This is a genomic window from Flavobacterium hungaricum (assembly GCF_015182285.1).
GTDB classification, from domain to species: domain Bacteria; phylum Bacteroidota; class Bacteroidia; order Flavobacteriales; family Flavobacteriaceae; genus Flavobacterium; species Flavobacterium hungaricum.
Genome location: NZ_PRDM01000003.1, coordinates 531,739 through 557,282 on the forward strand (window position 1 = coordinate 531,739; position 25,544 = coordinate 557,282).

Here is a 25,544-nt window from a genome sequence, read left to right on the forward strand (position 1 = left end):
GTGAGACTAGTAAACCAGTAATCTAAAATTGTACTAATGACCGTCCTGAATTTGGTAAAATCATCTTCCTTTTTAAAATATCCCGGGAGATAACAGGAATAAGCTTTTAGCACATTTTCCGGTATTTTGGATGTAGAAAGAAAAATATAAGGTACACATTTACTGCTTATTTCTGGATTAGCTAGGATCTGCTCACGTAATTCAAATCCATTAAGTTTTGGCATATTAATATCAGAAAATATAATAAATGGTATAACAAGAGGATTTGACAGATAATCTATTACTTCCATAGGATCCTCAATAAATGTAAGTTTGTTATTGTAATCTAAACTTTCAAATAGGACCTTTAATCACATTCTGTCATCCTCGTCGTCTTCGATAATTATAATTTCTCCGTTTCTTCTCATAGAGATAAAGATAGGACAACTTCTCCAGTTTTGCTAATTTTCTTTTAAATAACAGGGAGTTGGAGATTCTACAAAATTTGAATTTTTCAAATATTCGCCAAATTGCAACATTAGATTGTTTCACTATTTGATGTCTTATTGGTGTCTTTTTTGTAAGAATATTTTAATATGATGTAAAATTAAACGTTTAAAATATAGTTACTTAGATCTCTCTTAATTTAAAAAAAATATCATCAAGACAGCAGTAATTCACGGACAGGAAATAGCATTATAATAATGCATTAAATGAGCTTACAATTTTCTTCTTAATTATTTAACAATATACTACAAATGAATACGAAATACATACTCTCAGCATTTCTATCATCTTTAGCGCTGCTATCCTACAGCCAAAAAGGCATTCCTCCAAAGGAAGATACAAAAAAAACAACCATTACTAATTATCCAGCCCATTTGGAATATAATTCAGCTTTGGCATCAGGTCTTAAAACGGCTAAGGACTGGCGGGTAACCCCTGCTGCAACCGGCCTCGGAAAACCGCGTATGCTGTACATCGGCAAAAAAGGCCAGCTCTATGTTACCAGACGGGATGCTGGTGATGTACTGATGCTGACCGATACCAATAAAGATGGAAAGTTTGATGACATGACCCGTGTGGCAGATTTTCCAGGAGTACACGGCATCACTTCGAAAGATAATTACATGTACTTATGCAACAATAACAAAGTGCTTCGATATGCGCTGAATGAAGACGGGACTTTAGGCAAAGCCGCAGATACACTGATAAAAGACCTTCCAAGCGGAGGACAGCACGCCAACCGCACAATGGATTTTGGCCCTGACGGGAAATTATACATTTCAGTGGGCAGCGTTTGTAATGACTGCAAGGAAAGTGACAAGGAAACCGCCACAATGCTGCAGGTAGATCCTATTACATGGAAAAGAACTCTCTATGCCTCAGGTCTACGCAACACTATTGGTTTTGACTGGCAGCCGCAGACCAAGGAAATGTGGGGCGTGGATAATGGCGGTGATGCAAAGGGAGATGAATGGCCGCCCGAAGAATTAAACCATATTGTTTTGGGAGGCAATTATGGTTTTCCGTTTGCTTATGCCAAGCGTGAAGTTGACCAGAGCAGGGAAGACCCGGTAGGTAATACCAAGGAAGGCTGGGCTTCAAAAACACAGCCTTCAGTACTCGAATTTCCTGCACACAGCGCGCCTATTGCTTTTGCCTTTTTTGATAACGGAAAAAATAAGGGCGATGCGCTTGTCTGCTGGCATGGTTCATGGAACAGGCAGAACCCAAGCGGTTATAAAGTGGAGCGTATCAAATTTGACAGCAGAGGAAATCCCATTGGATCTGAAGATTTTTTAGCTGGGTTCCTGATTGGTAATGAACGTTTTGGAAGACCCGCAGGACTGGCTATTGGTACCGATGCAGTATATGTATCTGACGATGCAAATGGAATTATTTATGCCCTTAAACAAAAATAAAAATGAAAAAGTATATTTTATTGCTGTTTTTATCCCAGCTGACCTGGGCGCAGCAGCCAACCAAACGTATTGAATTTGAAGCTCCGGAAACCTATCCTGAAGGAGTGGCTTTTGACAAGGCCGCCAATGTATTTTATGTTTCCTCGGCAAGATTGGGAACCGTGGGAAAAGTTACCAAAGAAGGAAAATATTCTGAATTATATGCAGATAAAACATTAAAATCAACCTACGGCCTTAAAGTGCATCCAGATGGGAACAGGCTTTTTGTCTGTGCCGGTGATGCCAATTACAGCAAATTCAGTACGCCTGATACCAAAAAGAAAATGGCACGACTGATTATCATTGACCTGAAAAGCGGCAAAAAAATAAATGATATTGATTTATCACAATTAATTCCAGGGGAGCATTTTCCTAATGACCTGACGTTTGACAATGAAGGCAGTGCTTATATTACCGATAGCTTTGCAGATGCGGTTTACAAAGTAGACCTAAAAGGAAATGCGGCAGTTTTTAGTAAAAGTGAACTTTTGAAAACAGCAGGAGTAGGCCCCAATGGTATAGTGTTCCATCCACAGGGCTTTTTGCTTGTCGCTAATAATGGAACAGGAGCAATAATAAAACTACCCATTGCAAGTCCCAATAACGGAACAAAAGTCAAAGTTGACCAGTTTTTTCCGGGAGCAGACGGCATGCTTTTGAATGACAATAACACCCTGACACTCGTTCAAAACGCAGGAGTAAACAAAGTTTTTAAAATAAAAACTTCTGATAACTGGATTTCAGCTCAGGTGACGGAATCCACCTCTGTAGAAGATCGATTTGCCTTTCCGTCAACTGCAGCAATGGCAGGTCCAGATACCTGGATCATGAATGCCAATTTCAGCGAACTTGCAGAGGGAAATAATGTGCCGTCGAAAAAATTCTCAATTCAGCAAGCCGTCTTAAATCCGGTGAAAAAATAAATCAGCTCACAAATAATATATCTTATGACACAATCCACGCCTTATATACGTTACAGTGACTCGATCGAGGTAATGCAGCCGGACGAGCAGGAAATCAGCCAGAAAATTGTAGACTCCATGGCACGGGTAAACCGCCTGATGTACGAGAAATACCGTCATGCCATCAGGGATGCACATGCAAAAAGCCATGCTGTCTTAAAAGGACAATTGCAGGTTTACGAGAATCTGCCTGAGCATTTGGCACAGGGATTATTTGCGGTGCCTAATACCTATCCGGTTATTGTCCGTTTTTCTACCGCACAAGGCACAATAATGCCCGATAAAATGTCTGCATTTCGAGGTATGGCCATAAAGATTATAGGAGTTGAAGGCGAGAAACTACTGCCGGAACTCTGCGATGCGGTGACACAGGATTTTCTTTTGGTAAATTATCCTGTTATTCCAACCGGGACAATAAGGGAATATCTAAAGCTTCAGGAAAATCTGGAAAAGCAAGCCGACAGCGGGGAATTATTCCAGCAAATTGCACAAAAGGCTGCCGCAGGAGTCCAAAATGTACTGGCAGCAGTGGGGCTGGCTGATGATACGAATGAATTAAGCGCTCCCGGCCCGCATCTTCTCGGAGATACGTATTTCAGTATGGCAGCGTTGAGGTTTGGGGATTATGTAGCAAAAATAAGTGTAAAACCGTTATCGGAAAATGTCAGGGAATTGTCAGGAAAGAAAATTGATAAGGAAATAATCGATGCTGATGGAAATGCCTTTTTAACTAAAGTCACTGCTGATTTTTTTCAGTCTAATACAGCAGAATATGAAATGAGCGCGCAGCTGTGTACAGATCTAAGCATTATGCCTGTAGAAGATGGATCAGTGCAGTGGCCTGAGGATATAAGTCCGTACCAGCCTGTTGCAAAACTTAGCTTTCTTCCACAGCAAACATTCAGTCCGGAACGCCGTGTATATGCAGATGACACTCTCAGCTTTAACCCCTTTCACTGCCTTCCCGCGCACCGTCCTTTGGGAAACATAATGCGCGTGCGAAAACTTGCCTATGAAACTTCAAGCAGGTACAGGCATCATATGAATGCCTTGGCAAGGATTGAACCTAAAAGCATTAACGAATTACCCGATTGAAATAATACCCGCAAATGCTATATTTAAATGTATTAACAAAACCAATTTTAATCACCTTTAAAGATAAAAGTTATGAAGGCACTGCTGATAGGGGCGACAGGTTCCACGGGAAAATTTCTATTAAATGAACTAATACAAGATGACGACTATACATCGGTAGCTATTTTTGTAAGACGTCCCACAGGCAGGTCACATCCAAAATTATCTGAACATGTTATTGACTTTTCTCAGCTGGATCAGTATAGTGAGCATATCACGGGAGATGTTTTATTTTCCTGCTTAGGCACCACTTTAAAACAAGCGGGTTCTCAGAAAAAACAGCGGGAAACCGACTTTGAAATTCCTGCAGCATTTGCCAGGATTGCAAGACAAAACCGGGTTAACTCAATTGTTTTGGTTTCTTCTGCTGATGCTTCTCCAAAAAGCAGGATCTTTTATTTAAGAATGAAAGGTGAACTGGAAACAGCAATTGCAGAGCTTGATTTTGGGCAGTATATTATATTTAGACCAGGACCTCTTGTGCGTGAAGGAAGTGACAGGGCCGGAGAGAAAATACTGGTCAAAATACTTGACTTTTTTAATGGTATTGGACTGCTGAAAAAATACAGACCCGTGCCAACCGAAGTGCTGGCAATGAAGCTGGCCAAGGCACCTTGGAAGCTGCCGCAGGGAACATCAGTTTTAAAACTTCAGGAAATCGCATCATTTTAAATGTTGATGTCGTAAATTAAGTAAATATATAAATATATATTACCCTATTAATATCTTTAAAATTAATGAATTAGGGAGGAGCTAATTGCATAATTCGATTGATTTTAAAAACATCTTGAAGTTACTTTTGCAGCTTGCTGCGAGCAGGATCCAATTAAAAAACTGAATGAAACCGAACAGACAATAGTTGTCAAAATTTGGTTGCAGATTATAATATGAAACCTTTTTTATGCAACTGCAACAAGTAATAAAGCTTGATTTAACACAAAATAAAGGTGTAATTCTTATTTAACCGGTAGTATTGACTAAATTGTTAAGAAATAATGCAAAGGTGCCTTATGTAAAAAATTTGCAGCAAAGAGTCTAAGTCCTAATGATATTTTGATTTACAATTCAATATTTGTCTGTAAATGTTTTTTAAGTTTCGTCTGCCTGCGTAATAAGTTATGAACTGTAATACTAAAATGCAGTAAATAATAGAAAGTATGAGTAAACTGTACCGTCGATACCTTAATATTAAAAAGCTTATTATGAAAATTGTTTGGCTTGTCCAAACACTTCAACAGCAATAACGTGAATAATAACATCGCTTAAAATAATTTTCAAGCTATTATAAATTTAGCAAATTACTGCATATGAGTTTAATTGACATTTTGTCGTCGGGGGAAAAAGGCATTCTCCCAAAGGTAGAACTAGATGACTCAGAAGATCATATGATACCTAAACGTTAATGGATTGTTTGGTCTACATTTAAGTCAGAGGTTCTTTTCAGTCAGTTGCTGCGTTGGAATATAAATATAAATTTTTGTGCCCTCATGGATTTTGCTTGACGCTCTTATGTAGCCGCGATGACTGCTGACGATTTTTTTTACCACAGTCAGTCCCAATCCGCTTCCGACATATTGATCGTTATTATGAAGTCTGAAAAAAGGATCAAAAATTTGCTTTTCGTACCTATTATCAAATCCAATACCATTATCAGTTACGCTGATTTTGGCAAAGGAAAGCTCAGGGTTCCCTCCGATATCAATAATTTCCTCTGTGGAGGGCTGTTTGATGTCGATATGAATTTCCGGTATTACATCATCTTTGCTGTATTGTATTGCATTGGATATAATATTTGTAAATAGCTGCTGTATTTGTTTGGGCATTACTTCCAGCGCTGGCAATGGCGCTACTTTGACAACGGCCCTTTTCTGTTTAATGATTGTCTTAAGATCATTAAGGTTTTTTTTGATGATCAAATTCAAATCTGTTCTTTTATATTCTTTAGTCAGGAAACTGATCTTAGAATATAAAATAAGATCTTCTATGAGTTTACACATATTTTCTGCAGAAAATAAAATACGCTGCAAGTGGTGTCTGCTCGTTTCGCTTAAGTGTATTTCCGTGTCAAAAATTCTCCGGCTCAGCATCTGAATTTTTTGAAGCGGATCCAGCATATTACTGCTCGCTGCTCCTGAGAAAGTTTTCATAAGATCGTTATACTGCTGGATTTCTAAATTCTTATTCTCAAACAATTCGTAAAGGGAATTTATTTCAGTAATATCCTTTAGGGATACTATAAGGGGACTGTCAGGTTTTCCATCATGTAGTGGACGCGCGCTCACATTCATGATTTTTTTTCCAATTCCTTCGCATTCTGTTTCCACTCTGAAATTTTCAAGAACTGCTGTACCACGCTGTAATTTAAGGATGTGATCCTTAAGCTGGCAAGTGTCCCACTGGCAGTTGCCAATTTCAAAAAAACTGTAACCTTCTGTTTTGTTCTGGGCGGTCTTAAAGTATCGATAAAAGGCGGCATTGGCATTGGTGATGATAAAATTTTTATCGATGAGCGCCACAGGCTCATGATTGGTCTGTATAATGCCTTCCGCAAAATTTGATGCAGCGCTAAGCAGCTTCTGACGATTCCTGAGTTCATCATGTAATAACTTCAATTCATTATTTTTAGCTTCTATGCTCTTTGCAAGGCTTGCTTCCAGTTTGTTTTTTTTTTCAAGTTCTTTACAGCCAGTAAGCAATTGTTGCTTTATATTCTTTGCAAGGGCCCCAGAGTCTGTATATGCGCACTCCGAGTATTGCTGCTTAGGGGATTCGCGTGCCATCAGCGGTCCGTTATAAGATGAAATGTTTTTATCATCTGAAACAGTACTCATCAGTGCAGACGATTCATCCCTTTCTTGAAGAATCGTATTGCGTATGTATAAATTTTCAGGTTGTCCTGAATTCGCGAATAGATTTTGCGTTTTTAAACTATTTTCTGAAATTCCGGTAACCAGTATTCCTTTTTCTCTCAATGCATAATGAAATGCTTCTAGTGCAGCATTTTCATTATGTCCATTAAAAAAGTTCAGTACATTGCTGCAGCAAACCAGATCAATATCTCCAAGAGGAGGATCCTTTACTAAATTGTGTACGGCAAAAATGCACATATTCCGAATCTCATCCTGAACGTGATAGCCGTCAATTCTTTTTGTAAAATAATTATGCAGCCTGTTTGCTGACACTTTATCCAAATCGTAGTTTTTATATAGACCTTCTCTGGCTTTTGAAATGCCTGCTGCAGAGAGGTCTGAGGCAAATATCTGCACCTGTATATCAGGATTGTCTGTCTGTATTAAATATTCGTGCAGTGCGATTGCCACGGAATAAGCTTCCTGTCCAGTGGCGCAGCCTGCGATCCAGATTCTCAGGGAATTATTTACTGTATTTCTGATTAATTGCGGAAATACAGCAGCTGTCAGGGAATCATAAAATGAATTGTCCCTGAAAAATCCCGATACAGTTATCAGCAGGTCGTTGAAAAGCAAATCCTGCTCTTCTTTGCTGTACCTTAAATAGACATAATAATCATGCAGGGTTTCTCTGCGGGCTATCACCATTCTATGGGCTATACGTCTTCTAACATAGTACTGCTTATAAGCATTGAAATCGGTCCCTGTGTTAAAAAGAAGAAGATCCTTGATCTTGCTGATCAATTCCTGGTGCGCAGGGGCAAAATAGCCAGATTCTTCATACGCATCAGTTTCTTCAATGCTAAGGACTATCTTTTTTAATAACTCAGCAATATGCTCGGGTGTTTCAATATAGTCGTTCATTCCGGCATTTATAATACTCTGGGGCAATTCTCTGAAGGCTGCTGTGCGGGGATCCTGTACAACAGCTGCGGCGCCAAGTTCTTTAAGGCCTTTAAGGCCTTCCATACCATCAAATCCTGTGCCTGACAAAATGATACCTACAGCTGCGCCTTTGTATATTTGGGCGAGAGAGGTGAAAAACAAATCAAACCTCCCATCGGGTTTATCCAGTCGCGTTCGTTTATGTACTGTGAGAATGCCATCCTGAACAGTCAGGTCACTATTTTTAGGAACAGTGTAGATATGTCCAGGGGCAGGGATTAAAGTAGTAATAATTTCAGTTACAGCCAAATTGGTGTCTTTTTTAATGACCTCCGAGAGGTCCTCCGGGTATTCTGTGGTATGCAGGTAGATAATGACAAAAGCCATTGACGAATTTGCAGCTATTCCAGCTATGAGCTTAGTAATCGCATCCATACCTCCGGTGCCTGCGGCTATTCCCACTACTGGTAAAAACGGCTTGTTTTGTCCCGTATCTTGTACAATTGTTTCCATCTCTATTCAATATGCTAAAAAAAAACTTAACACGCAGCAGATATACAGTCAGTTTGCGTTCTTGTAACAACATAAAAATACAAAAATTGCAGTAAAGAAATTTGTTAATAGTCTAAATTCTTACATAAAATTATTACTGATGGGGAGTATAAGTTTTCAAGAGCTGGAATCAATCCCTAGCGCGGAAGATGTCTGTTAAGAATAAATAGGTTTTGTGGCTAAAGAAGCAACAAATTAAGAAGAACCTAAATACAGGAGCTTAACCTTTGATGCCCAGCTTTTTATAATGATGCAGTAACCAGGCCTTACTAATAAAAAAAGGCGCTAATTGTCTTCAATTGGCGCCTTTTGGAATGGCAGTTTTTGCAGAGTCATCATATTTTAAAGTTTGCTTTTTCTAAGAATTAATGCCAAGATGGTTCGAAGCTTTACAGCTGATTTTTTTTATATAATTATTGACAGATAAAATGCAAAAAAAATACACCTGTAACATTGCAGGTGTATTTAAATACTAAATAGCATACGACTCAAAAAGTTGTTACTAATTATACCGGTACATCAAATTATTTGACGATGCGGACGAATCTGCATACTTACAATATCGCATCTTCTTGGCTGGGACAGACAGAATAAAGTACTCATTGCAATATCGTAAGCCTCCAGCATTTCCAATTTTTCAACTTTCTGGTGCTGTATTTCTTTTGGGTCAGTCTGCATATCGCTGGTTACGGCCCCGGGTTCAATGAGAGAAACTTTAATTCCAAGCGGATTTAATTCTTTACGCAATGATGTGCTAAAACCTCTAATGGCTGTTTTAGTTGCCACATAAATAGTACTTTCGGCAGTACGGCTTTCCGCGCTCATCGATCCAATATTGATAATATGTCCGGATTTCTGCTCTTTCATTCTTGATGCGGCTTGCTGTGCAAAGGCTAGATAACCTGTAATATTTGTATCTATAACATATTTGTATTCTTCATAAGTTTCCTTGGTAAGTCCCGGAGCTGCCAAAGCTGCGTTGTTGATTAAAATATCAATTCCGCCCAACTCATTTTCTACTATATCAAAGATTTTATCAATGTCTTCTTTTTTGGTTACATCTGCCGGGTAGCCATAAACTTCGCTGCCCGGAAATTGTTTTTTGATATCGGCAACGGCATTATCGAAATCTTCTTGATCTCTTCCAAAAATAAGAACGCGTCCGCCGAGAGATACTAATACATCGGCAATTGCTTTTCCTATTCCGGTTGTTCCGCCCGTGATTACAATTCGTCTTCCATTGATGTTTTGTCCAAAGTAATCTGTTAATTTTTCCATTATGTGTTTTTATTTATTAGTAATATTACCATTCAATCTTAATTAAAGCCTGTCCTGAAATTTCATATTCGTGCATTTTTTTAGTTTCGTGAAAGGCCTTCAATAGCTCTTTATTCTGAAATACTTTCATTTTAATACTTCGATCGCCTGCTTTTATAATTTTTAAATTGCACGACATATCTTTATCCCCGTCAAGATGTATGGTGACTGATTTTCCCCTTTTAGTAAATTCATTAGGATAATCGATAAAAATTAAAAAGTCTTCATCGACTTTGATGTATTGTCTTGGTACGACACCAAATGCCATTCCGGCGCCGTAAACTTCCTGACCAACCTGACCGCTTTTCTCCCAGCCGTTGTATAAATCCTCTAACGGAACCCACAAATCAGCCTGTATTTCTCCCGTTTTCACTTCTTCAGAGAGCATTTCTTCAGGCAGCATTGAGGGATAATAGTAGGCAATTCTGCTAACGGCAAATTTTATGAATTCGGGGATAAGCGTTTTTAACGCTGTTAAAATAGACACGTCCTTAGCCTGAACGAAATATTCGGATAAAGCGGCATAGACTTCCAATTCTTCATAAGCAGCAGTATACGGCGCGTCATTTAATGGAAAGATGGAAAAGAAATTCGTGTAATTTTTTCCAAATCCATATCTGCAGTCGTAAAGCTGTACATTTTTAAATAAGCCGCTAAGGCAGGTATAACTTAAATCCAGATACAGTTTTTTATTGGTAATTTTATACAATTCTAATAATGCTCCCGCCGAAAAGGCGGTATTATTAGCCTGATATAAAATATTGACTCCCAGATCTTCCAATTTTTTTGCAGCTTTTTCTGCCTCGTTTAAATAGCGTTTTTCTCTGGTCAGCTTATAGACCAATAACATTAAATGAGCGTAGGAACCCGGAACATCATTTTCTCCTCCTTCACCCGGAGCGGTTTCTGCTTTGATTATTTGCAGTGTTTCCATATTATAAAATACCGGCCATGAATATTTAAAATGATGCGCTACTTTTATGACATATTCAATAGAATCTAAAACAAGTTTCTCTGCGGTTTTGTCGCCCTGCAAAGCCAGTCTGGCCAAATTCATTAACGGATGATGCAGATACCAGGAGTCCATCAACATTTCTTTTTTTTGTTCTTCGGACTGGTTAAGTTTGTCAACAAGTGTGGGAAGCCATCTGTTTATGCATTTAATTTTTAGATCATAAAAAGCGGGCAGTCCTTTTATTAAATCTTCACAAAGCCGCTGTTTGTCACCGCTCCATTTTTCATATTCCTTAAATGGAGTGAGTACTGCAAGCTGAACCATACTCTCTGCAGGAGTTTCATAATCGCACAAATAAGCATTAAGATACGGATTCCCGTTATTTTGTGTCCATGCACCTTTGTTATAGGTTAAATCTGTAATGACTTTCTGCGCAATATCAGGCCAGTTATTATATTGAATTCTGGGCTGATCCAGTAGCTTGTATATTTTTACAAGATTATTTAAGAAATTTTCGCAGATAGCCGATGTCTTCTCAAATATGTCGGTAGTAAATAAAACATAAGCATCTGAGATAGTCAGGCTTTTATCTTGAGGCAGGGGAAGCATATCTGTAGCCGGAAGCTGAAATCCAATTTCTGGCCAGATTCCGCCAACGGTACTTTTTGATTCTGTTTCGGTCACTTCGCAATATTCTGATAAGGAAGTAAGGTTTTGAAAATAAAAAAAGGATCCCGTTTGTGGTTTTGTAATGCTTGCAAATAGTAATCCTGATCTGGAACCGAACTGCTCCATATGAATTTTACCACTAGTATTTTCTACCCTTCCATTTTGGGTAAGGGGAAGTATATCTCGGGGCCAGAACGGGATCCTCAATGGGATGTCTGCCTTAAAGCTGCATGTATAATGTAAGGAAGGTGAAGCTTGATCGGGAAAATTAACGCGAACTTCATAATTTCCCAATCTGGAACTTAAAATAATGACAATCGTATTGTCATCATCAAAAAGATTAGTTATTTCAAAACAGCTGTTCATTGCAAACGCCGCGCGAAAAGCTATTTTTCCGTTATTGGGCATAATGGCGACAATCCAGAGGGAATCGCCTGTATTGTAGAATTGATAAGTGTAATCAAGAATTTTTCTTTTTAAAAGTATGTCACTATTTTCAATATCTGCCTGAGCAGTTGCGCTCCATGGTGTTATCGTATGCATAACGATAAGTTTTTAGTTTGTAAAAATGTAATATTGCGTAATGTGTTGGTTATGAGTAAATTTCGATAAAACAATCGATTTTTTTTTTATATAATTTTTCCATGTTTTTATAAATTTTCCTTTTTTACACTGAATTCTGAAAATGTTTAAATACTGTAAAGATCATCTGAAAAGCTGTAAGAGATTAGATTTTAGTGAATTGTACTTTTGATTTATAACTTTTAAAAATATCATTTTATGAAAACTGCGATAAAAAAAACAGCTGACACAAAAAGTAAAACGGGAAATACTAAAGCAACAGCTTCCAAAACAGCTCCAAAAGGGGCTGTCAAGGCAAAACCTTCCGCTGCCGAAGGGCTGAGAGAATTATTTGTAGATTCGCTGAAAGATATTTACTGGGCTGAAAAAGAGCTGGTTAAGGCACTTCCAAAAATGGCAAAAAATGCTACGTCTGAAAATCTGATTATCGCTATTAAAGAGCACCTTTCAGTGACCCAGGAGCAGGTCGCCAGACTTGAAGAGGTTTTTAGATCGGTGGGAGAGAAAGCAGCAGCCAAAAAATGCGACGCCATGCAAGGGCTTATCAAAGAAGGCGAGAGTATCATGGAGGAGACTGAAGCTGGACCTGTAAGAGACGCGGGAATTATTGCTGCCTCTCAAAAAATAGAGCACTATGAAATTGCCACTTATGGAACACTTGCTGCTTTTGCAGCAACCCTGGGAGAAGATGATGCGGTACTGCTGCTTGAAAAAACACTGGCTGAAGAAAAACAGGCGGACATTACCCTGACCGAAGCGGCTTATAATACGATCAACTTCGATGCGAAGGAAGAAGATCAGCTATAAATTTCAAATTGCAATTCCAAAATTAGCTTTGATTTTTGAGATACCTGTACCCTTTTTTATGGTGCAGGTTTTTTTTTGTGCCTTTATGCAAATGACTTACTAGGCTGCCGGCCTGCATACTGTTTTAAAGCCGGGCGCTCGGAAACCAGCTTACCGGGAATGAACGCAGATTGGGGAGATGTGAAAGGGGAGAGACCGTTGCTATTTTCGCATTGTGACCTGTGGGGATTATGGCAGCCAAAAGTGGCTGGCTCAGGGGAGCCGCGCAGGTAATTATGATTATACAGGACACGCTGTAATATCGTCTGGATAAGGCACGGGTTTCTACAGGATCTACCACTATCTATGGGAAATCCCAAAGAGGTTGTGGAACATATCAGATCCCTTACCAACCGGCGCGGTGCAGACCTATGTATTGATGCGGTCGGATTTGAGCCCGAAAGAAGTCTTAAGGACAAAATTAAAGCGACTGTCAATTTTGAAAAGGTCTCTATTAAAGTGCTGGAAGCCTGTATGAGCGCTGTTAGAAGAGGCGGTATTTTTTCTGTTCTTGGCGTTTATGCGGTAAATTACGATAATCCCGCTGGTACAGTTCTTTGCCAAAGGTATAATCTTAAAAGGCAGACAGGCACCTGCGCATAAACATATCGATAAACTTTGCAATATGCAATGCAGGGAAAAGTGCAGCTTGACGATATCATCACCCACGGGCTTCCCTTATCTGAGATTTTGCATTTTCAACAAAAAAGAAGACCGGCGCGTTAAGGTAGTGCTTGATCCATGGAAAAAAACGTCCATGATATACGTCCATAAACAGAAAAATCTGAACCAAGTGCTGATTTTTTTTTTACATTAAATTTGAAGGGCGGTTAGTAAATTCCGTTGCTGCTGCAGGAATTTATTGATCGGGTGTGCATGCAATCCGAATTACTCCGGTCTTATTTCTTCAATGATCAATGCTGCCGCTTTATCGGCGGCCTGCTGGATAATCTGCTCTGGACTGCCGGGGAAAACCTCCCTATGGTCTATTGTGCCCGAAGGCATAATGATAGACAGAAAGATAGTGCCCACTGGTTTCTCCGCGGTCTCGCTTCCTCCCGGGGTGGTAAGCCCGGTCAGGGCGACGGTGATATCGGCATTGAATAAAACCGCTGTGCGCTGGGCAAGGGCACTGGTGACCTCTGCTGATTCGGGCGTATGTTTTTCGATAAGTTCGTGCGGTACCAGAAGGATCTGTTCTTTTACAAACACTTCATAACAGACAATACCGCCCCTTAAAATTTTTCCCGACAGCGGGGTTAAAGAAAACTCAGCGCTTAATTTTCCCCCTGATGCGCTTTCTGCAAATGCAATGTTCCAGCCCTTGGCCGCTATTGCCTCGCTGCATTGGATTATAATTTCTGATGTCATAACCTTAAATATTTATTAGACCGTTCTGCTGGCGGTTCTGTTGCTCTATGCCTAAGTTTTATCTTTGGTTTTTCAAAACTAATAAAAAATGAATACTAAAGGTCATTGTTATCCAAAATATATCATTCTGCAGGCAGTGTATTTTAAAATTACGATTTACACTTAGCTATCGTGACGTTGAGGAAATAATGAAGATTAGGGGGTTGATTGTGGATCATGCCACGATTCAGCGCTGGGTATATAAGTTTGTGCCTTCACTTGAGGCAGAGATGAAGAAGAGAAAAAGCAGACTGGGAACGAGCTGGAGATTGGATGAGACCTACAAGCCAAGAGTAATCAACATTGATAAAAGCGGTTCTAATACTGCCGCTGTCAAAGTCTATAACAAGCGTTCGTTCTCAAAGATTAAGATCCGACAGTGTAAATATCCCAATAATATTATTGAACAGGATCATCGTTTTATCAAGCGGCGAATACAAAACGGATTAGGTTTTAAAAGTTTTGAATCGGCCGGATGAACATTGAGCGGAATTGAAGTTGTGCATATGCTGAGAAAGAATCAGATGGTTAAACCAGGAACGTCTATGTTTAAATCATTCTGTAAATTGGCGGTTTGACTTTTAAATAACTTAAATTCTTATATTTGATTCTGATAGATGCGACAGAACCGCCTAAGCTTTTAGTCGCAAAAAAGGATCAACTCCATATAAAGTCCAAAATAAAAAAGCAACCCGAAGGTTGCTTTGATTTATGTGATCTCATATTTTAATCCCATTAATTTTTAATGAACTTTGCATTAAAAACACCGTTATCTGTTTTTAAACGCAGGAAGTACATTCCCTGCATATATCTGGTAACATCTATAGAATCTGTATTCAAAATATTGGAATCTATTTTCTTTCCGGTTATATCAAAAACCTCGAAACCTGAGATATTCATACCATCAGGAGTACTGAATTTAAGATAATCGGCTACCGGATTGGGATATACATTAACTTTAAAATCATGATTAAAATAATCTGTACCTAAACCTAAACTATTTGAATTATGTAAACGTGCAATATACTGTATATCGGCATTGTTGTTATGAGCAACGTAATTTCCTCCAACGAGTATTTTGCCGTCATTTTGTATAGCCAACGCTGAAATATAGGCAAATCCGGTTCCTGTTGCGAAAGCAGGATCTAAAGTTCCGTCCGTATTTAATCTCATTATACTATTGCCAACAGCAGCACTGAACGAATTGAAAGACCCACCCACAATAATTTTTCCATCATTCTGAATTGCAATGTCCTGCATAACCACCGATCCATATAATGCAGGAACTATAAACGAGGTGTCCAAACTTCCGTCAGCATTCAGACGAACCACTCCTTTTGAAGCAATATTATTAAATTTACTAAACGAACCTCCTAAAATAATTTTACCATCAGCTTGTACTGCACTGCAATAAACAAAATAATCGGTACCACTACCACCAAGATTAAAAGTTGTATCTAAACTTCCATCGGTATTCAATCTAAGAATTTCCCCAGTACTATTGTAATTGTATTGCAATAGAAGTCCGGCTATAATTATTTTACCATCTGCTTGTATCGAAATGGTCCAAATATTTCCCTGAGTTAGTTTCGGAATAAAAGAAGTGTCAACTGTACCATTGGCATTTAATCTGGCCAATAGGTTTCTTGAAGTCCCGTTAAATGTACTAAAAGTTCCTCCAATAATGATTTTCCCGTCTGATTGCAGTGAAAGGGTATTAACCCTATTGTTCGCACCGGACCCGCCAGCATTAAAAGCAGTGTCTAAACTTCCATCGGCATTCAGCCGTGCAATACCGTTACAGGTTACACCATTGTAGGTCTTAAAATTACCTGCAATAATAATTTTGTTATTGGATGTCAATGCAATCTTATTTATCAAGTTATCTACTCCTGTACCTACATTAAAAGTAGTATCGAGCGTCCCGTCGGAGTTTAACCTTGCAAAGCCTTTAGCGGGTATACTGCGATAGGTGGAAAATGCTCCGCTGATAAGTATCTTTCCATCCGGTTGTAAAGCAATTTGTTCGATTGCTCCGTTTGTGGAAAGCCCATTCTCTAAAAACGGATAAAACCCAGTATCTATAGTTCCGTTAGCATTTAGACTTGCTATTCGATTTCGTGAGAAATTATTATAATATGAAAAAGAGCCGCCAAGCATAATTTTTCCATTAGACTGGATGGTCACAACATTAACAGCTGAGTCAGTTCCGAAACTACTATCAATTGATCCGAAAGTGGAGTCTGCCGACCCGTCACTATTCAGTCTGGCTATTCGCATGCAATAAGTAGCAGTATTGAATGAATAAAAATTACCTCCAACAACTACTTTCCCATCAGCCTGAATATTGATGCAGTTTACAGAAGCGTTAAAACCAGTACCAGTATTAAATGCGGCATCTATTGTGCTGTCTGGATTTAACCTGGCTATATAATTTACTGCTGTACCATTATAAGAAGTAAAGTTGCCTCCGACGATTATTTTGCCATCAGATTGCAGACAGAGTGTTTTCACATAATTATTAAAGGCAGTACCTGAAGTAAATGCAGTATCCACGCTTCCATCTGTATTTAATCTGGCTATTCTATTTCTTACCACTCCGTTAAAGGATGAAAAATAGCCCGCTATTAAAATTTTACCATCAGATTGTACCACACATGAATTGATGATATTATTGGCTCCCGTTGTCAGGTTGAATGTTGAATCAACAGTTCCATCAGTATTTAATCTGACAATCCTGTTTTTTGAACTGCCATTGAATGATGTAAACCTTCCTGTAACGAGTATTTTGCCGTCTGCCTGCAGCGTAACAGCAGAGACATTATCATTTGATCCTGTTCCTGTATTAAATGAAGAATCAATGGATCCATCAGTATTTAATCTGACAATTCTGTTTTTTGAAACGCCATTATAGGTTGTAAAATCACCAACAACCAGTATTTTACCATCAGATTGGGTTGCTATTCCATTAACGGTATTATTAAATCCAGTACCTGTGCTGAATGTTAAATCAATGGATCCATCCGCATTGAGTCGTGCTAATTTATTAGAATCTACATTGTTTAAAAGTGTAAAAGTACCTCCGACAATTATTTTACCATCTGATTGTGTAGCTGATGCGTTTACATCTCCATTACGGACTCCTCTTGGCGGATTGAAACTGGTATCCACAGATCCATCCTGTGCAAATCCTGATAATTTTATACTTAGTAGTAAAGCGAGTAAAATTTTTCTCATAGGCTTATTATATGTTTGTTTTTGGAATTATATAAAAAAGTAAATATATGATCTTTATTGTTAAAAAAGGCTTACGTAACTTTTTTATATCATTGATACAAGTGATTTATTTTAAAATAGCCATCATTTATTATTCTGGTTCTGTCGCATCTATGACTGAGTTTTATTTTTGGTTTTTCAAAACTAATTAAAAATGAATACTAAAGGTCATTGTTATCCAAAATATAAAACAGATTAGGTTTTAAAAGTTTTGAATCGGCCGGACGAACATTGAGCGGAATTGAAGTTGTGCATATGTTGAGAAAGAATCAGATGGTTAAGCCAGGAATATCTATGTTTAAATCATTCTGTAAATTGGCAGCTTGACTTAGTGGTAGTAGTGTCATGTGAGTGCCAAGTAATAGTATTTAGTAATTTTATAATTGTGATAAGTAAAAACTCTTCTGTCGCTATTTTAACAGCCAAATATGACACTAAACCAGTAGCTTGCTCAGGTGTAGAGTTAACATCGTGTATCCTGCATATTTTAATTTTCAAAATTTAGACAAAAGTCAGCAGATATCCCGTTATAGAACCAGCTAAAACTATAAAAGCGCTGTTGATTTTCTTGTATTTAAGTAGTAAGGCAATGCTTAATAAAGCAATTAAGACAGTGCGCCAGCCGGCAATAGTTTCGCTTCCCATTTCCAGACAAATGGAAATTATAATGGCTATGGATGCCGCATTTACAGCATCTAAGAATGTAGAAAACAATTGAGAATACCGCATTTTTTTAACAAGCGGGTTTAGTAATGCAACAAAAACAAAAGAGGGTAAGAAAATGGCAATGGTTGAAAATAAAGCTCCTGAAAAACCATTAATCTGGCAGCCGATAAAAGTTACTGCTGAGAAAACCGGACCGGGTGTAAACTGCCCGACAGCTATCGCATCAATTAATTGTGTTCTGGATAATAGTCCCGCAGCAACTAATTCAGCATCGAGAAATGCGAAAAGCACATAACCGCTTCCATACAAAATGGCGCCAATTTTTAAGAAAATCAAAAATAAATTCCAGTTTACTGCCGAGAAGAAACGATGATCCGAAATTTGAAAAAGTGCCAGGGGAATAAAAGAATGAAGGTTATTATTCTTATCGAGCTTGAAATAATAAAGCAGTACGGCCAGTGCTCCGGCACCAAACATCAAAAATATTTCATTGCAATTCAGCAGTGAAAGAAGCAAAACTGCAGCTGCGATAATTCCCAGCTGGATTGTTTTTATGGATTTTTTTGCCAGTGGAAAAACCGCTGACAATATAACGGCAATAATAGCGGGTTTTATGCCGTATATAAAAGGTTTAACTTCTGGAATCTGGCCGTATTCTTTATACAGCCAGGCGAAAGATCCAGTAATGATTACCGCGGGAAAAATAAAGCAGATTCCCGCAGTAATCAGGCCTTTCCAACCTGCTTTTTCATGTCCGATATGAATTGCCATTTCAGTGCTGTTTGGGCCGGGTATTAAATTTGCCGCGCCGATTAAGTCCAGAAAGTGCTGCTGGGTGAGCCATTTTCTTTTTTCAACTACTTCTTGCTGCATCATGGCAATATGAGCCGCGGGACCGCCAAAACCAATTACTCCAAGCTTGAGAAAAAGTTTTGCAATCTCTTTTAAGGGAGTTTTGTTATCCATTATTTAACCATCTTTTATCCAAAGACCATGAGCCTGCGCCTTTTATTAAAAGAAAAATACTGCCTAAAAGCATGGCCCAGTCAGTTCGGCTTTCATGAAGCATTTTCCAGAATCCTTTATCTATTAAAATTTCCGTTTTTGTTGCGGCAATGGCAGCAATCATAATGACGATTAACGCAGTACAGGCAGCCCTTACAAATAGACCGATTAAAACCAGAATGCCGCAGATAATTTCAAAGCATCCTGTAAAATTCGCTAAAAACTCAGCAGCGGGCAGTCCAATTTTCGCAAACCGGCCGGCACCTAAGGTTTCAGGGAATAGAAATTTCTGCATGCCTTCAGAGAGAAATACGGCTCCTGTCATGAGTCTGATCAGTATAGTAGTTTTGGAATTATCTGTATTGAATATTTTAGATTTAATTTTCATGCAGTTTAAAATTTAAAGACAAGGTTCGTAATTGTTATAAAGAGGATCAAGGAAACTTTAAAGAGCTGGATTTTTATATTAATTTGTTTTAGGGAATAAAGATATTACTGTTTTGCGTTTTTTTAAGATTCATACTTTTATAATTGATTAATTTTTTTTCCGCAATAGCTTCCAAAACGAGAATTTTTAGGTTCTCCAACAACTTGTCTGCTATAGATACTGTTATGACCTGAAAATAGATAAGAAACCACGCAGGCAATAGCTGCATAGATCCCGCATTCCGCTCCGAAGAGTTCAATTGCCATTAACATACATGCCAGGGGTGTATTGGCAGCACCTGCAAAAACGGCTGTAAATCCCATTGCTGCCAAAAGACCAGTGGGCAGGGGGATAAAGAAAGATAAAGCGCTCCCCAGAGCAGCGCCGATGAAAAATAAAGGTGTAACTTCCCCGCCTTTAAAACCGGATGAAAGGGTGAGGATTGTAAATGCCATTTTTAAAGTAAAATCATAGAATGGAAGCTGCTGGTCAAAGGAAGCCAAGATTGTTGGAATTCCTAAACCGCTATATTTTGTTGTGCCGGTTGCAAATACGGCTGCCCAAACAATTATACCGCCAATAAAGGGGCGAAGGGGAGCATAGGGGATTTTGCTTTTAAAAACAGCCGATACATAATTTATGGTTTTGCTGAATGAAGCCGCGCACAAAGCAAATGCAATACCTGCTAAAACGCTGTAAATAATAGGAAGTGCAGCGATATGGGAAATAATATCGATATGGTAATGGGTGTGTTTTACCTGCCAGAGATTAGCGGCTAAATCGGCAAGAATTGCTGCGGCAAATGCCGAAAAGATGGCGTCGTATTTAATTCGGCCGATTAAAAATACTTCTAAGCCAAATACAGCCCCTGCCAGCGGGGTGCCAAAAATGGAGCCGAAACCTGCTGCTATGGCTGAGATCAGTAATATTTTACGTTCGCTAGGATTGAGTTTAAAGCGTTTGGTAAACTGATCTGCAATAGCTCCTGCCATTTGCAGTGCAGTTCCTTCACGGCCTGCCGAACCGCCAAAAAAATGGGTTGCAAGGGTTCCAATATAGACAAATGGAGCCATTCTAAAGGGAATAATTTCCTTAGGATTGTGTATGCTGTCAATAATCAGATTATTTCCGGCTTCAATGTCTCTGCCTAAATAATTATAAAGCAGGCCAATCAGTAAACCTCCGATAGGCAAAAGTGCAATCAGCCATAAATGATGTTCCCTGAAATTAGTAGTCCAGTCAAGAGATACTAAAAAAATCCTGCGGAGGCAGTTCCTATACAAATACCTGACATTAAACAGATTAAAAACCATTTAATAATATACGGGACTGCCGGGAATTTTCTAAAAAATAGATTGAAACGAATTTGAGTTTTTTTACCTGCTGATTTCTTTTGCTTACGATTAGTCATAATTATCCTGATTAAATGTGTAATACATTACTATAATCAGGCGTCATCAGCTCTTAAAGGCGGTTGGGTTAGGAAGAACACCATTTCCTATTGAACAGTAAAATTATGCTTTATTTTTGTTTGAGCAAAATTTTGGGTGTTTTTTTGAATTCAATTTTTAATTCCGATGCTGCACTAAAAGACTTGTTCGTCTTTATTTGAATCAGCAAAAATATAGGCCGTAAGAATTCGATGCATTTGCTTTTTTTATAAAGATTTTTGAGATGCCCAAAAATGAGCCAGGCTATTTGGCATCTTTACTAATTTGCAGGGGTAAATTGAAAACCCTAAATTTGTGATATGACAAAACTCATCAATCTTAAAATCTTTACCCGTTTTTTTCACTCCTCTTCCGCCGGAGGCATTATTCTATTAATTTGCGTTGCATTATCTCTTTTAATAGCCAATTCAGGCTGGTCGGATGATTTTCAAAGCGTTTTAAATACAGAGTTTGGTTTTAATTCAGATGCAGTGCATTTACGTTATCCCATATTACTATGGATTAATGACGGTCTTATGGCGGTTTTCTTTCTCCTGGTAGGGCTCGAAATTAAACGCGAAATTGTGGAAGGCGAGCTTTCCTCATTTCGTCAGGCATCACTGCCGGTTCTTGCCGCATTGGGAGGGGTATTGGTTCCTGCCTTAATATATGCTGCTTTTAATAGTACCGATGAAGCTACTGCAAAAGGCTGGGGTATTCCTATGGCTACAGATATTGCTTTTGCCTTGGGAATACTATCTCTTTTAGGAAACAAAGTTCCAACAGGACTTAAAATATTTCTTGCGGCTCTTGCCATTGTGGATGACCTTATTGCCATTCTGGTTATCGCCCTGTTTTATTCTTCGGCCCTTGATTTTTTATATTTGGGTTATGCCGGAGCTTTATTTCTTCTGCTTATTGTTTTTAACCGTGTGGGCGTTAAAAATATTTTTTTCTATCTGATCCCGGGTCTCTTTATATGGTATTTTATTCATCATTCTGGTATTCACGCTACAATAGCCGGCGTATTGGTTGCTTTGACACTGCCGACAAATGATGATGATACGGATTCTCCGCTCGAAAAGCTGGAGCATGCCCTGACAAGGCCGGTAAATTTCATCATCATGCCTGTTTTTGCCATCGCCAATACCAACATCACTTTTGAATCAGGTATGGCAGAGGGGCTTGTGAGTAATCTGGGATTCGGAATTGTTCTGGGCTTGTTTTTAGGAAAGCCTATCGGAATATTTTTAATGTCCTGGCTCTCGGTTAAATTAAAGGTAGCAGAACTTCCTGCTGAAATGACCTGGCGTCATATGTTGGGACTGGGCTTGTTAGGAGGTATTGGTTTTACAATGTCAATATTTATTGCCCTGCTTTCTTTCCCGAATCCGGATTATCAAAACCAGGCTAAGTTCGCCATACTTATAGCTTCTGTGCTTGCCGGAGTTTCAGGTTTTATTCTTTTAAGTTTGTACAATAAGAAAAAGCAGATAATAATATAATGTTTAATTAGGTGTTTCAAAAATAATTTCATCTTAATGATTAGCTGTTAATTTGAATAGTAGTTTGTGAATGTAAGTACAGAAAAAATCAAACTGAAATGCAGCTGTTTTTTTATTTAATGCCGGCAAACCTGAATTCCTAAGATAAAACTTCCAAGATTAGTTATACTTTTATGAATTCGCAAAATACAAAATTCTGCATGGTTCCAAAAGGCGTTTTATGATCCTGATAAAAGCCATCTATTGCATTAAAATCTTTTGAAAAAAGGTCTGCTAAACTTTCTATGGTATATTGTTTTATTTCAAGGCCGCTGCATTTCTCTGGCCCATGGCTGGAAAAAGTAGCTATTATTAAATATTTGTTTACATTCGAATTCACAATTTGCTTGTATTTCACAATTTGCTCATCCTGGGTGAGAAAATGAAAAGCAGCTCTATCGTGCCAAAGATCATAACTCTCTTCAGGTTGGAATTCAGTAATATCTGAAATAATCCATTTTACTCTGCCAGCCAATTTACCCAGTCGTAATTTAGCTTTTTCGACGGCTTTTTCTGAAATGTCCAGTACAGTAATATCTTCGAAGTCCAGCTGTAGAAGAAAATCAACTAAAGTACTGTCACCTCCTCCAATATCAATTATTTTTGCAGTTTTAGGAAGATTAAGTCTGGAGATCAGCTCCAAAGAGACTGCTGGTTTTTCTTGCGTCCAGCTGACTTCATTTGGCTGTTTGTTCTCGTATATGGCGTTCCAATGGTTTTTATTTTTCATATTTGCTTTTTTTTAAACCTATTTTTTTAATCTCCTGCTTTTGCCATTGGCATTCTACGGCCTTAATGAATACAGAAAATCTTTAAGCTTAATCTTGATTTACATTTTTTTATAATACTTCCTTCTGAACCAGAAAGCAGCATTCACAAGTGCAATCAGCGCCGGCACTTCTACCAGAGGGCCTATAACTCCAGCAAAGGCCTGACCGCTGTTTATGCCGAATACACCGATGGCTACGGCAATGGCAAGCTCAAAATTATTTCCCGTTGCGGTAAAGGCTATGGCGGCTGCTTTTGAATAATCGGCACCAAAATATTTTCCAGTGAAAAAGCTGATGAGGAACATTAAAGTAAAGTAAATTATCAGAGGTACAGCAATGCGCACCACATCCATAGGAATCTGAACAATCAGTTCTCCTTTTAGGCTGAACATCACAATGATGGTGAAAAGCAATGATATTAAGGTAATCGGCGATATGAAAGGCACATATTTGGTTTCAAACCACTGGGAACCTCTAAGCGCAGTAAGGGCATAGCGGCTGATGATTCCAAGTGCGAAAGGAATCCCTAAATAGATACCTACACTCTCTGCGATCTGGGCAATACTGATATTGACCTTAAAACCATTATAGCCGAAATAGGGAGGCAGAACTGTTATAAAGATATAAGCATACACGCTGTAAAGCAAAACCTGGAAAATACTGTTAAGCGCTATAAGGCCTGCAGCATATTCCCGGTTCCCATCAGCCAGGTCATTCCATACTACTACCATGGCAATACAGCGCGCCAGACCGATCAGCATCACTCCGATCATGTATTCAGGATAGCCGTTTAAAAATAGAAGGGCAAGGGAAAACATTAAAACAGGGCCGACAATCCAGTTTAAAAATAAGGACGCTCCCAGGACCTTAGTATTTTTAAAAACCTGTCCCATCTGCTCGTATTTTACTTTTGCCAGCGGGGGATACATCATCAGAATAAGCCCGACAGCCAAGGGAATATTGGTTGTTCCGCTTGAAAAAGAGTTGATAAAATTTCCGCTGGAGGGTATAAAATATCCTATTGCTACCCCAAGGGCCATAGCCAGGAAAATCCAAAGGGTTAAAAATCGGTCCAGGAAACTTAGTTTCTTTCGTCCGGCGGCAGAGGCACAGTTATTTGCTGCCATTTTTATTGTTTAATTTGTGAGAATACATAAAACATTTCAGTTCCAATCTGAAGGCTTCTCTCCAGATATATTTCTTTCTGCTGGGCAGTGCCGTCTGAAACCTTTGGATCTTCAAAAGTGATCGGGATTCTTTCTTCGGCGCCTGCAATAAACGGACATCCGCCGTCGGCTTGTGAGCAGGTCATAATAGCCGCGAATTCACTTTCCGGGTTGAAATCATCATCATAGGTTTTAGAAAAGCCGATAACAGGCAGGTCATTTGATGAAAATTTAATGGAATAGACAGGATTTTTGCCTTCTGAAAGTGTTTTTACTTTAAATCCTGAGTGCTGTAAAGTTTCGGAAACCATTGGGAAAAGGGCGGTAGCTTCAGTTCCTCCCGAATAGCAGGAAACATTTTTTACAGCATAATGGGCAGCGGCAGTCTGTGCCCAGACCTGTGATAAATGGCTTCTTCTGGAATTGTGCGTGCAGATTAAGTTCAGTCTGATCTCCAGGCTGCTGTCCACTTTATTTTGAATAAAGTCAACTAAAGGCTGCAGAACACTTTTACGTTCTTCAGAAATCTGTTTAAAGTCAAATGAGCTGATTGTATTTTCTATTTCAGTGAATAACATCGTTTTATTGGTTGTAACGGTTTATTAATTGTTTAACGATCAGCAGCATCCTGCTCCCGGAGTGCATGAACTGGTGCTCGCTGCGTTTAACTGTGACAATTGTGCTTTTGATTTATCTGATGGAATGCCGCACGCGTCCTGAGCCAGACAGGCAGTCTGTTTGTTTACTAAAATGAAATTTCTGCCGTTAAAATCCAAGCCGTATCTGCCAATAGTGGTGTCCTGATATTCTACTTCAATTTCATAATCTTCAATGCCTAAAATCTTCTCTGAAAGCTCGATAATATGAATCAGTTTCTGGGGCTTTAATCTGTGCTCATAGTCATTGGCATCCCAAAGCTGGAAGTTTACAACGGTTTATTTTCTAAGCACTCCGCCGCAGTCAATAAAGTTTTTAGTGATCAGACCGACTTCAGTTACATGGAAATATTCAGGAACAAAAGTTCCATTTGGTAATTCAAAATTTACAGCTTCAACTGCAGCTAGTACTTGTTTAATTTCTGAAAGTTTCATAAGTA

General features: G+C 38.7%; 17 protein-coding genes, 3 pseudogenes and 1 riboswitch. Of the genes and pseudogenes, 8 read left to right on the forward strand and 12 right to left on the reverse strand.

Annotation, left to right across the window (positions count from 1 at the left end; translation table 11 throughout):
• Positions 1-950 precede the first annotated feature (950 nt).
• The 4 genes from C4F50_RS15360 (at position 951) to C4F50_RS15375 (ending at position 4,711) form a co-directional block, all read left to right on the forward strand.
• Positions 951-1,904, forward strand: coding sequence for a PQQ-dependent sugar dehydrogenase (locus C4F50_RS15360; protein WP_228012046.1), 954 nt, complete (start codon positions 951-953; stop codon positions 1,902-1,904).
• Positions 1,905-1,906: 2 nt separating this feature from the next.
• Positions 1,907-2,866 (forward strand): SMP-30/gluconolactonase/LRE family protein, encoded by a 960-nt coding sequence (locus C4F50_RS15365; protein WP_194139531.1) that lies wholly within the window; start codon positions 1,907-1,909, stop codon positions 2,864-2,866.
• Positions 2,867-2,890: 24 nt separating this feature from the next.
• The gene (locus tag C4F50_RS15370) at positions 2,891-4,000 is read left to right on the forward strand and encodes a catalase family protein (RefSeq protein WP_194139532.1); all 1,110 of its coding nucleotides are present in this window, start codon (positions 2,891-2,893) and stop codon (positions 3,998-4,000) included.
• Positions 4,001-4,072: 72 nt separating this feature from the next.
• Complete coding sequence (locus C4F50_RS15375; RefSeq protein ID WP_194139533.1) at positions 4,073-4,711, forward strand: NAD(P)H-binding protein; 639 nt, start codon at positions 4,073-4,075, stop codon at positions 4,709-4,711.
• A 755-nt stretch (positions 4,712-5,466) separates the two neighbouring features.
• On the opposite strand, the gene C4F50_RS15380 is transcribed toward C4F50_RS15375, so the two are convergent.
• The 3 genes from C4F50_RS15380 to C4F50_RS15390 all read right to left on the reverse strand — a co-directional run bounded on the left by C4F50_RS15380 (position 5,467) and on the right by C4F50_RS15390 (position 11,869).
• Positions 5,467-8,346, reverse strand: coding sequence for a CheR family methyltransferase (locus tag C4F50_RS15380; protein WP_194139534.1), 2,880 nt, complete (start codon positions 8,344-8,346; stop codon positions 5,467-5,469).
• Positions 8,347-8,904: 558 nt separating this feature from the next.
• A complete protein-coding gene (locus C4F50_RS15385; protein WP_194139535.1) occupies positions 8,905-9,663 on the reverse strand; it encodes an SDR family oxidoreductase in 759 nt (252 codons plus the stop codon).
• A 25-nt stretch (positions 9,664-9,688) separates the two neighbouring features.
• Positions 9,689-11,869, reverse strand: coding sequence for a hypothetical protein (locus C4F50_RS15390; protein WP_194139536.1), 2,181 nt, complete (start codon positions 11,867-11,869; stop codon positions 9,689-9,691).
• A 237-nt stretch (positions 11,870-12,106) separates the two neighbouring features.
• Between C4F50_RS15390 and C4F50_RS15395 the strand changes: the two genes are divergently transcribed.
• The gene (locus C4F50_RS15395; protein ID WP_194139537.1) at positions 12,107-12,715 is read left to right on the forward strand and encodes a YciE/YciF ferroxidase family protein; all 609 of its coding nucleotides are present in this window, start codon (positions 12,107-12,109) and stop codon (positions 12,713-12,715) included.
• Positions 12,716-13,060: 345 nt separating this feature from the next.
• Positions 13,061-13,357 carry an MDR/zinc-dependent alcohol dehydrogenase-like family protein gene (locus C4F50_RS25660; protein ID WP_228012047.1) on the forward strand — a complete coding sequence of 99 codons (297 nt, stop codon included), beginning with the start codon at positions 13,061-13,063 and terminating at the stop codon, positions 13,355-13,357.
• Positions 13,358-13,642: 285 nt separating this feature from the next.
• Here C4F50_RS25660 and C4F50_RS15405 read toward each other — a convergent pair whose 3' ends face one another.
• Entirely contained in the window at positions 13,643-14,125 is a 483-nt protein-coding gene (locus C4F50_RS15405; protein WP_194139538.1) for a CinA family protein, read from the reverse strand.
• A gap of 92 nt (positions 14,126-14,217) precedes the next feature.
• Here C4F50_RS15405 and C4F50_RS15410 point away from each other — a divergent pair.
• Positions 14,218-14,640: pseudogene (locus C4F50_RS15410) on the forward strand (IS6 family transposase); the annotation flags it as partial.
• Between the two features lie 259 nt (positions 14,641-14,899).
• Here C4F50_RS15410 and C4F50_RS15415 read toward each other — a convergent pair.
• The 4 genes and pseudogenes from C4F50_RS15415 to C4F50_RS15430 all read right to left on the reverse strand — a co-directional run bounded on the left by C4F50_RS15415 (position 14,900) and on the right by C4F50_RS15430 (position 20,949).
• Complete coding sequence (locus tag C4F50_RS15415) at positions 14,900-17,401, reverse strand: T9SS type A sorting domain-containing protein (RefSeq protein WP_194139539.1); 2,502 nt, start codon at positions 17,399-17,401, stop codon at positions 14,900-14,902.
• A gap of 540 nt (positions 17,402-17,941) precedes the next feature.
• Positions 17,942-19,072, reverse strand: a complete 1,131-nt coding sequence (gene chrA, locus C4F50_RS15420; RefSeq protein ID WP_194139540.1) for a chromate efflux transporter — start codon at positions 19,070-19,072, stop codon at positions 17,942-17,944.
• Positions 19,065-19,499, reverse strand: a complete 435-nt coding sequence (locus C4F50_RS15425; protein ID WP_194139541.1) for a DoxX family protein — start codon at positions 19,497-19,499, stop codon at positions 19,065-19,067. Before C4F50_RS15425 ends, chrA begins: the two co-directional genes overlap by 8 nt.
• A 137-nt stretch (positions 19,500-19,636) precedes the next feature.
• A pseudogene (locus C4F50_RS15430) lies at positions 19,637-20,949 on the reverse strand (voltage-gated chloride channel family protein).
• Between the two features lie 30 nt (positions 20,950-20,979).
• A riboswitch (Fluoride riboswitch) is annotated at positions 20,980-21,046 on the reverse strand.
• 242 nt (positions 21,047-21,288) lie between these two features.
• On the opposite strand from C4F50_RS15430, the gene nhaA reads away from it, so the two are divergent.
• Positions 21,289-22,473 carry a Na+/H+ antiporter NhaA gene (gene nhaA / locus C4F50_RS15435; protein ID WP_194139542.1) on the forward strand — a complete coding sequence of 395 codons (1,185 nt, stop codon included), beginning with the start codon at positions 21,289-21,291 and terminating at the stop codon, positions 22,471-22,473.
• Positions 22,474-22,636: 163 nt separating this feature from the next.
• On the opposite strand, the gene C4F50_RS15440 is transcribed toward nhaA, so the two are convergent.
• The 4 genes and pseudogenes from C4F50_RS15440 to C4F50_RS15455 form a co-directional block, all read right to left on the reverse strand.
• The gene (locus C4F50_RS15440) at positions 22,637-23,242 is read right to left on the reverse strand and encodes a class I SAM-dependent methyltransferase (RefSeq protein WP_194139543.1); all 606 of its coding nucleotides are present in this window, start codon (positions 23,240-23,242) and stop codon (positions 22,637-22,639) included.
• Between the two features lie 99 nt (positions 23,243-23,341).
• Positions 23,342-24,409 carry an ACR3 family arsenite efflux transporter gene (arsB, locus tag C4F50_RS15445; RefSeq protein WP_194139544.1) on the reverse strand — a complete coding sequence of 356 codons (1,068 nt, stop codon included), beginning with the start codon at positions 24,407-24,409 and terminating at the stop codon, positions 23,342-23,344.
• A 2-nt stretch (positions 24,410-24,411) separates the two neighbouring features.
• On the reverse strand, positions 24,412-25,026 hold the full coding sequence (locus C4F50_RS15450) for an arsenate-mycothiol transferase ArsC (RefSeq protein WP_194139545.1): 615 nt from the start codon (positions 25,024-25,026) through the stop codon (positions 24,412-24,414).
• A gap of 39 nt (positions 25,027-25,065) precedes the next feature.
• A pseudogene (locus C4F50_RS15455) lies at positions 25,066-25,539 on the reverse strand (DUF6428 family protein).
• Between the last annotated feature and the right edge of the window lie 5 nt (positions 25,540-25,544).

Excerpts from the sequence above, each read along its gene's own strand:
- C4F50_RS15385 (WP_194139535.1), bottom strand. The coding sequence starts at position 9,663 with ATGGAAAAATTAACAGATTACTTTGGACAAAACATCAATGGAAGACGA.
- C4F50_RS15425 (WP_194139541.1), bottom strand. The coding sequence starts at position 19,499 with ATGAAAATTAAATCTAAAATATTCAATACAGATAATTCCAAAACTACT.
- arsB (WP_194139544.1), bottom strand. The coding sequence starts at position 24,409 with ATGGCAGCAAATAACTGTGCCTCTGCCGCCGGACGAAAGAAACTAAGT.
- chrA (WP_194139540.1), bottom strand. The coding sequence starts at position 19,072 with ATGGATAACAAAACTCCCTTAAAAGAGATTGCAAAACTTTTTCTCAAG.
- C4F50_RS15360 (WP_228012046.1), top strand. The coding sequence starts at position 951 with ATGCTGTACATCGGCAAAAAAGGCCAGCTCTATGTTACCAGACGGGAT.
- C4F50_RS15390 (WP_194139536.1), bottom strand. The coding sequence starts at position 11,869 with ATGCATACGATAACACCATGGAGCGCAACTGCTCAGGCAGATATTGAA.
- C4F50_RS15375 (WP_194139533.1), top strand. The coding sequence starts at position 4,073 with ATGAAGGCACTGCTGATAGGGGCGACAGGTTCCACGGGAAAATTTCTA.
- C4F50_RS15370 (WP_194139532.1), top strand. The coding sequence starts at position 2,891 with ATGACACAATCCACGCCTTATATACGTTACAGTGACTCGATCGAGGTA.
- C4F50_RS15440 (WP_194139543.1), bottom strand. The coding sequence starts at position 23,242 with ATGAAAAATAAAAACCATTGGAACGCCATATACGAGAACAAACAGCCA.
- C4F50_RS15380 (WP_194139534.1), bottom strand. The coding sequence starts at position 8,346 with ATGGAAACAATTGTACAAGATACGGGACAAAACAAGCCGTTTTTACCA.
- C4F50_RS15450 (WP_194139545.1), bottom strand. The coding sequence starts at position 25,026 with ATGTTATTCACTGAAATAGAAAATACAATCAGCTCATTTGACTTTAAA.
- C4F50_RS15395 (WP_194139537.1), top strand. The coding sequence starts at position 12,107 with ATGAAAACTGCGATAAAAAAAACAGCTGACACAAAAAGTAAAACGGGA.
- C4F50_RS15405 (WP_194139538.1), bottom strand. The coding sequence starts at position 14,125 with ATGACATCAGAAATTATAATCCAATGCAGCGAGGCAATAGCGGCCAAG.
- nhaA (WP_194139542.1), top strand. The coding sequence starts at position 21,289 with ATGACAAAACTCATCAATCTTAAAATCTTTACCCGTTTTTTTCACTCC.
- C4F50_RS25660 (WP_228012047.1), top strand. The coding sequence starts at position 13,061 with ATGGGAAATCCCAAAGAGGTTGTGGAACATATCAGATCCCTTACCAAC.
- C4F50_RS15365 (WP_194139531.1), top strand. The coding sequence starts at position 1,907 with ATGAAAAAGTATATTTTATTGCTGTTTTTATCCCAGCTGACCTGGGCG.
- C4F50_RS15415 (WP_194139539.1), bottom strand. The coding sequence starts at position 17,401 with ATGAGAAAAATTTTACTCGCTTTACTACTAAGTATAAAATTATCAGGA.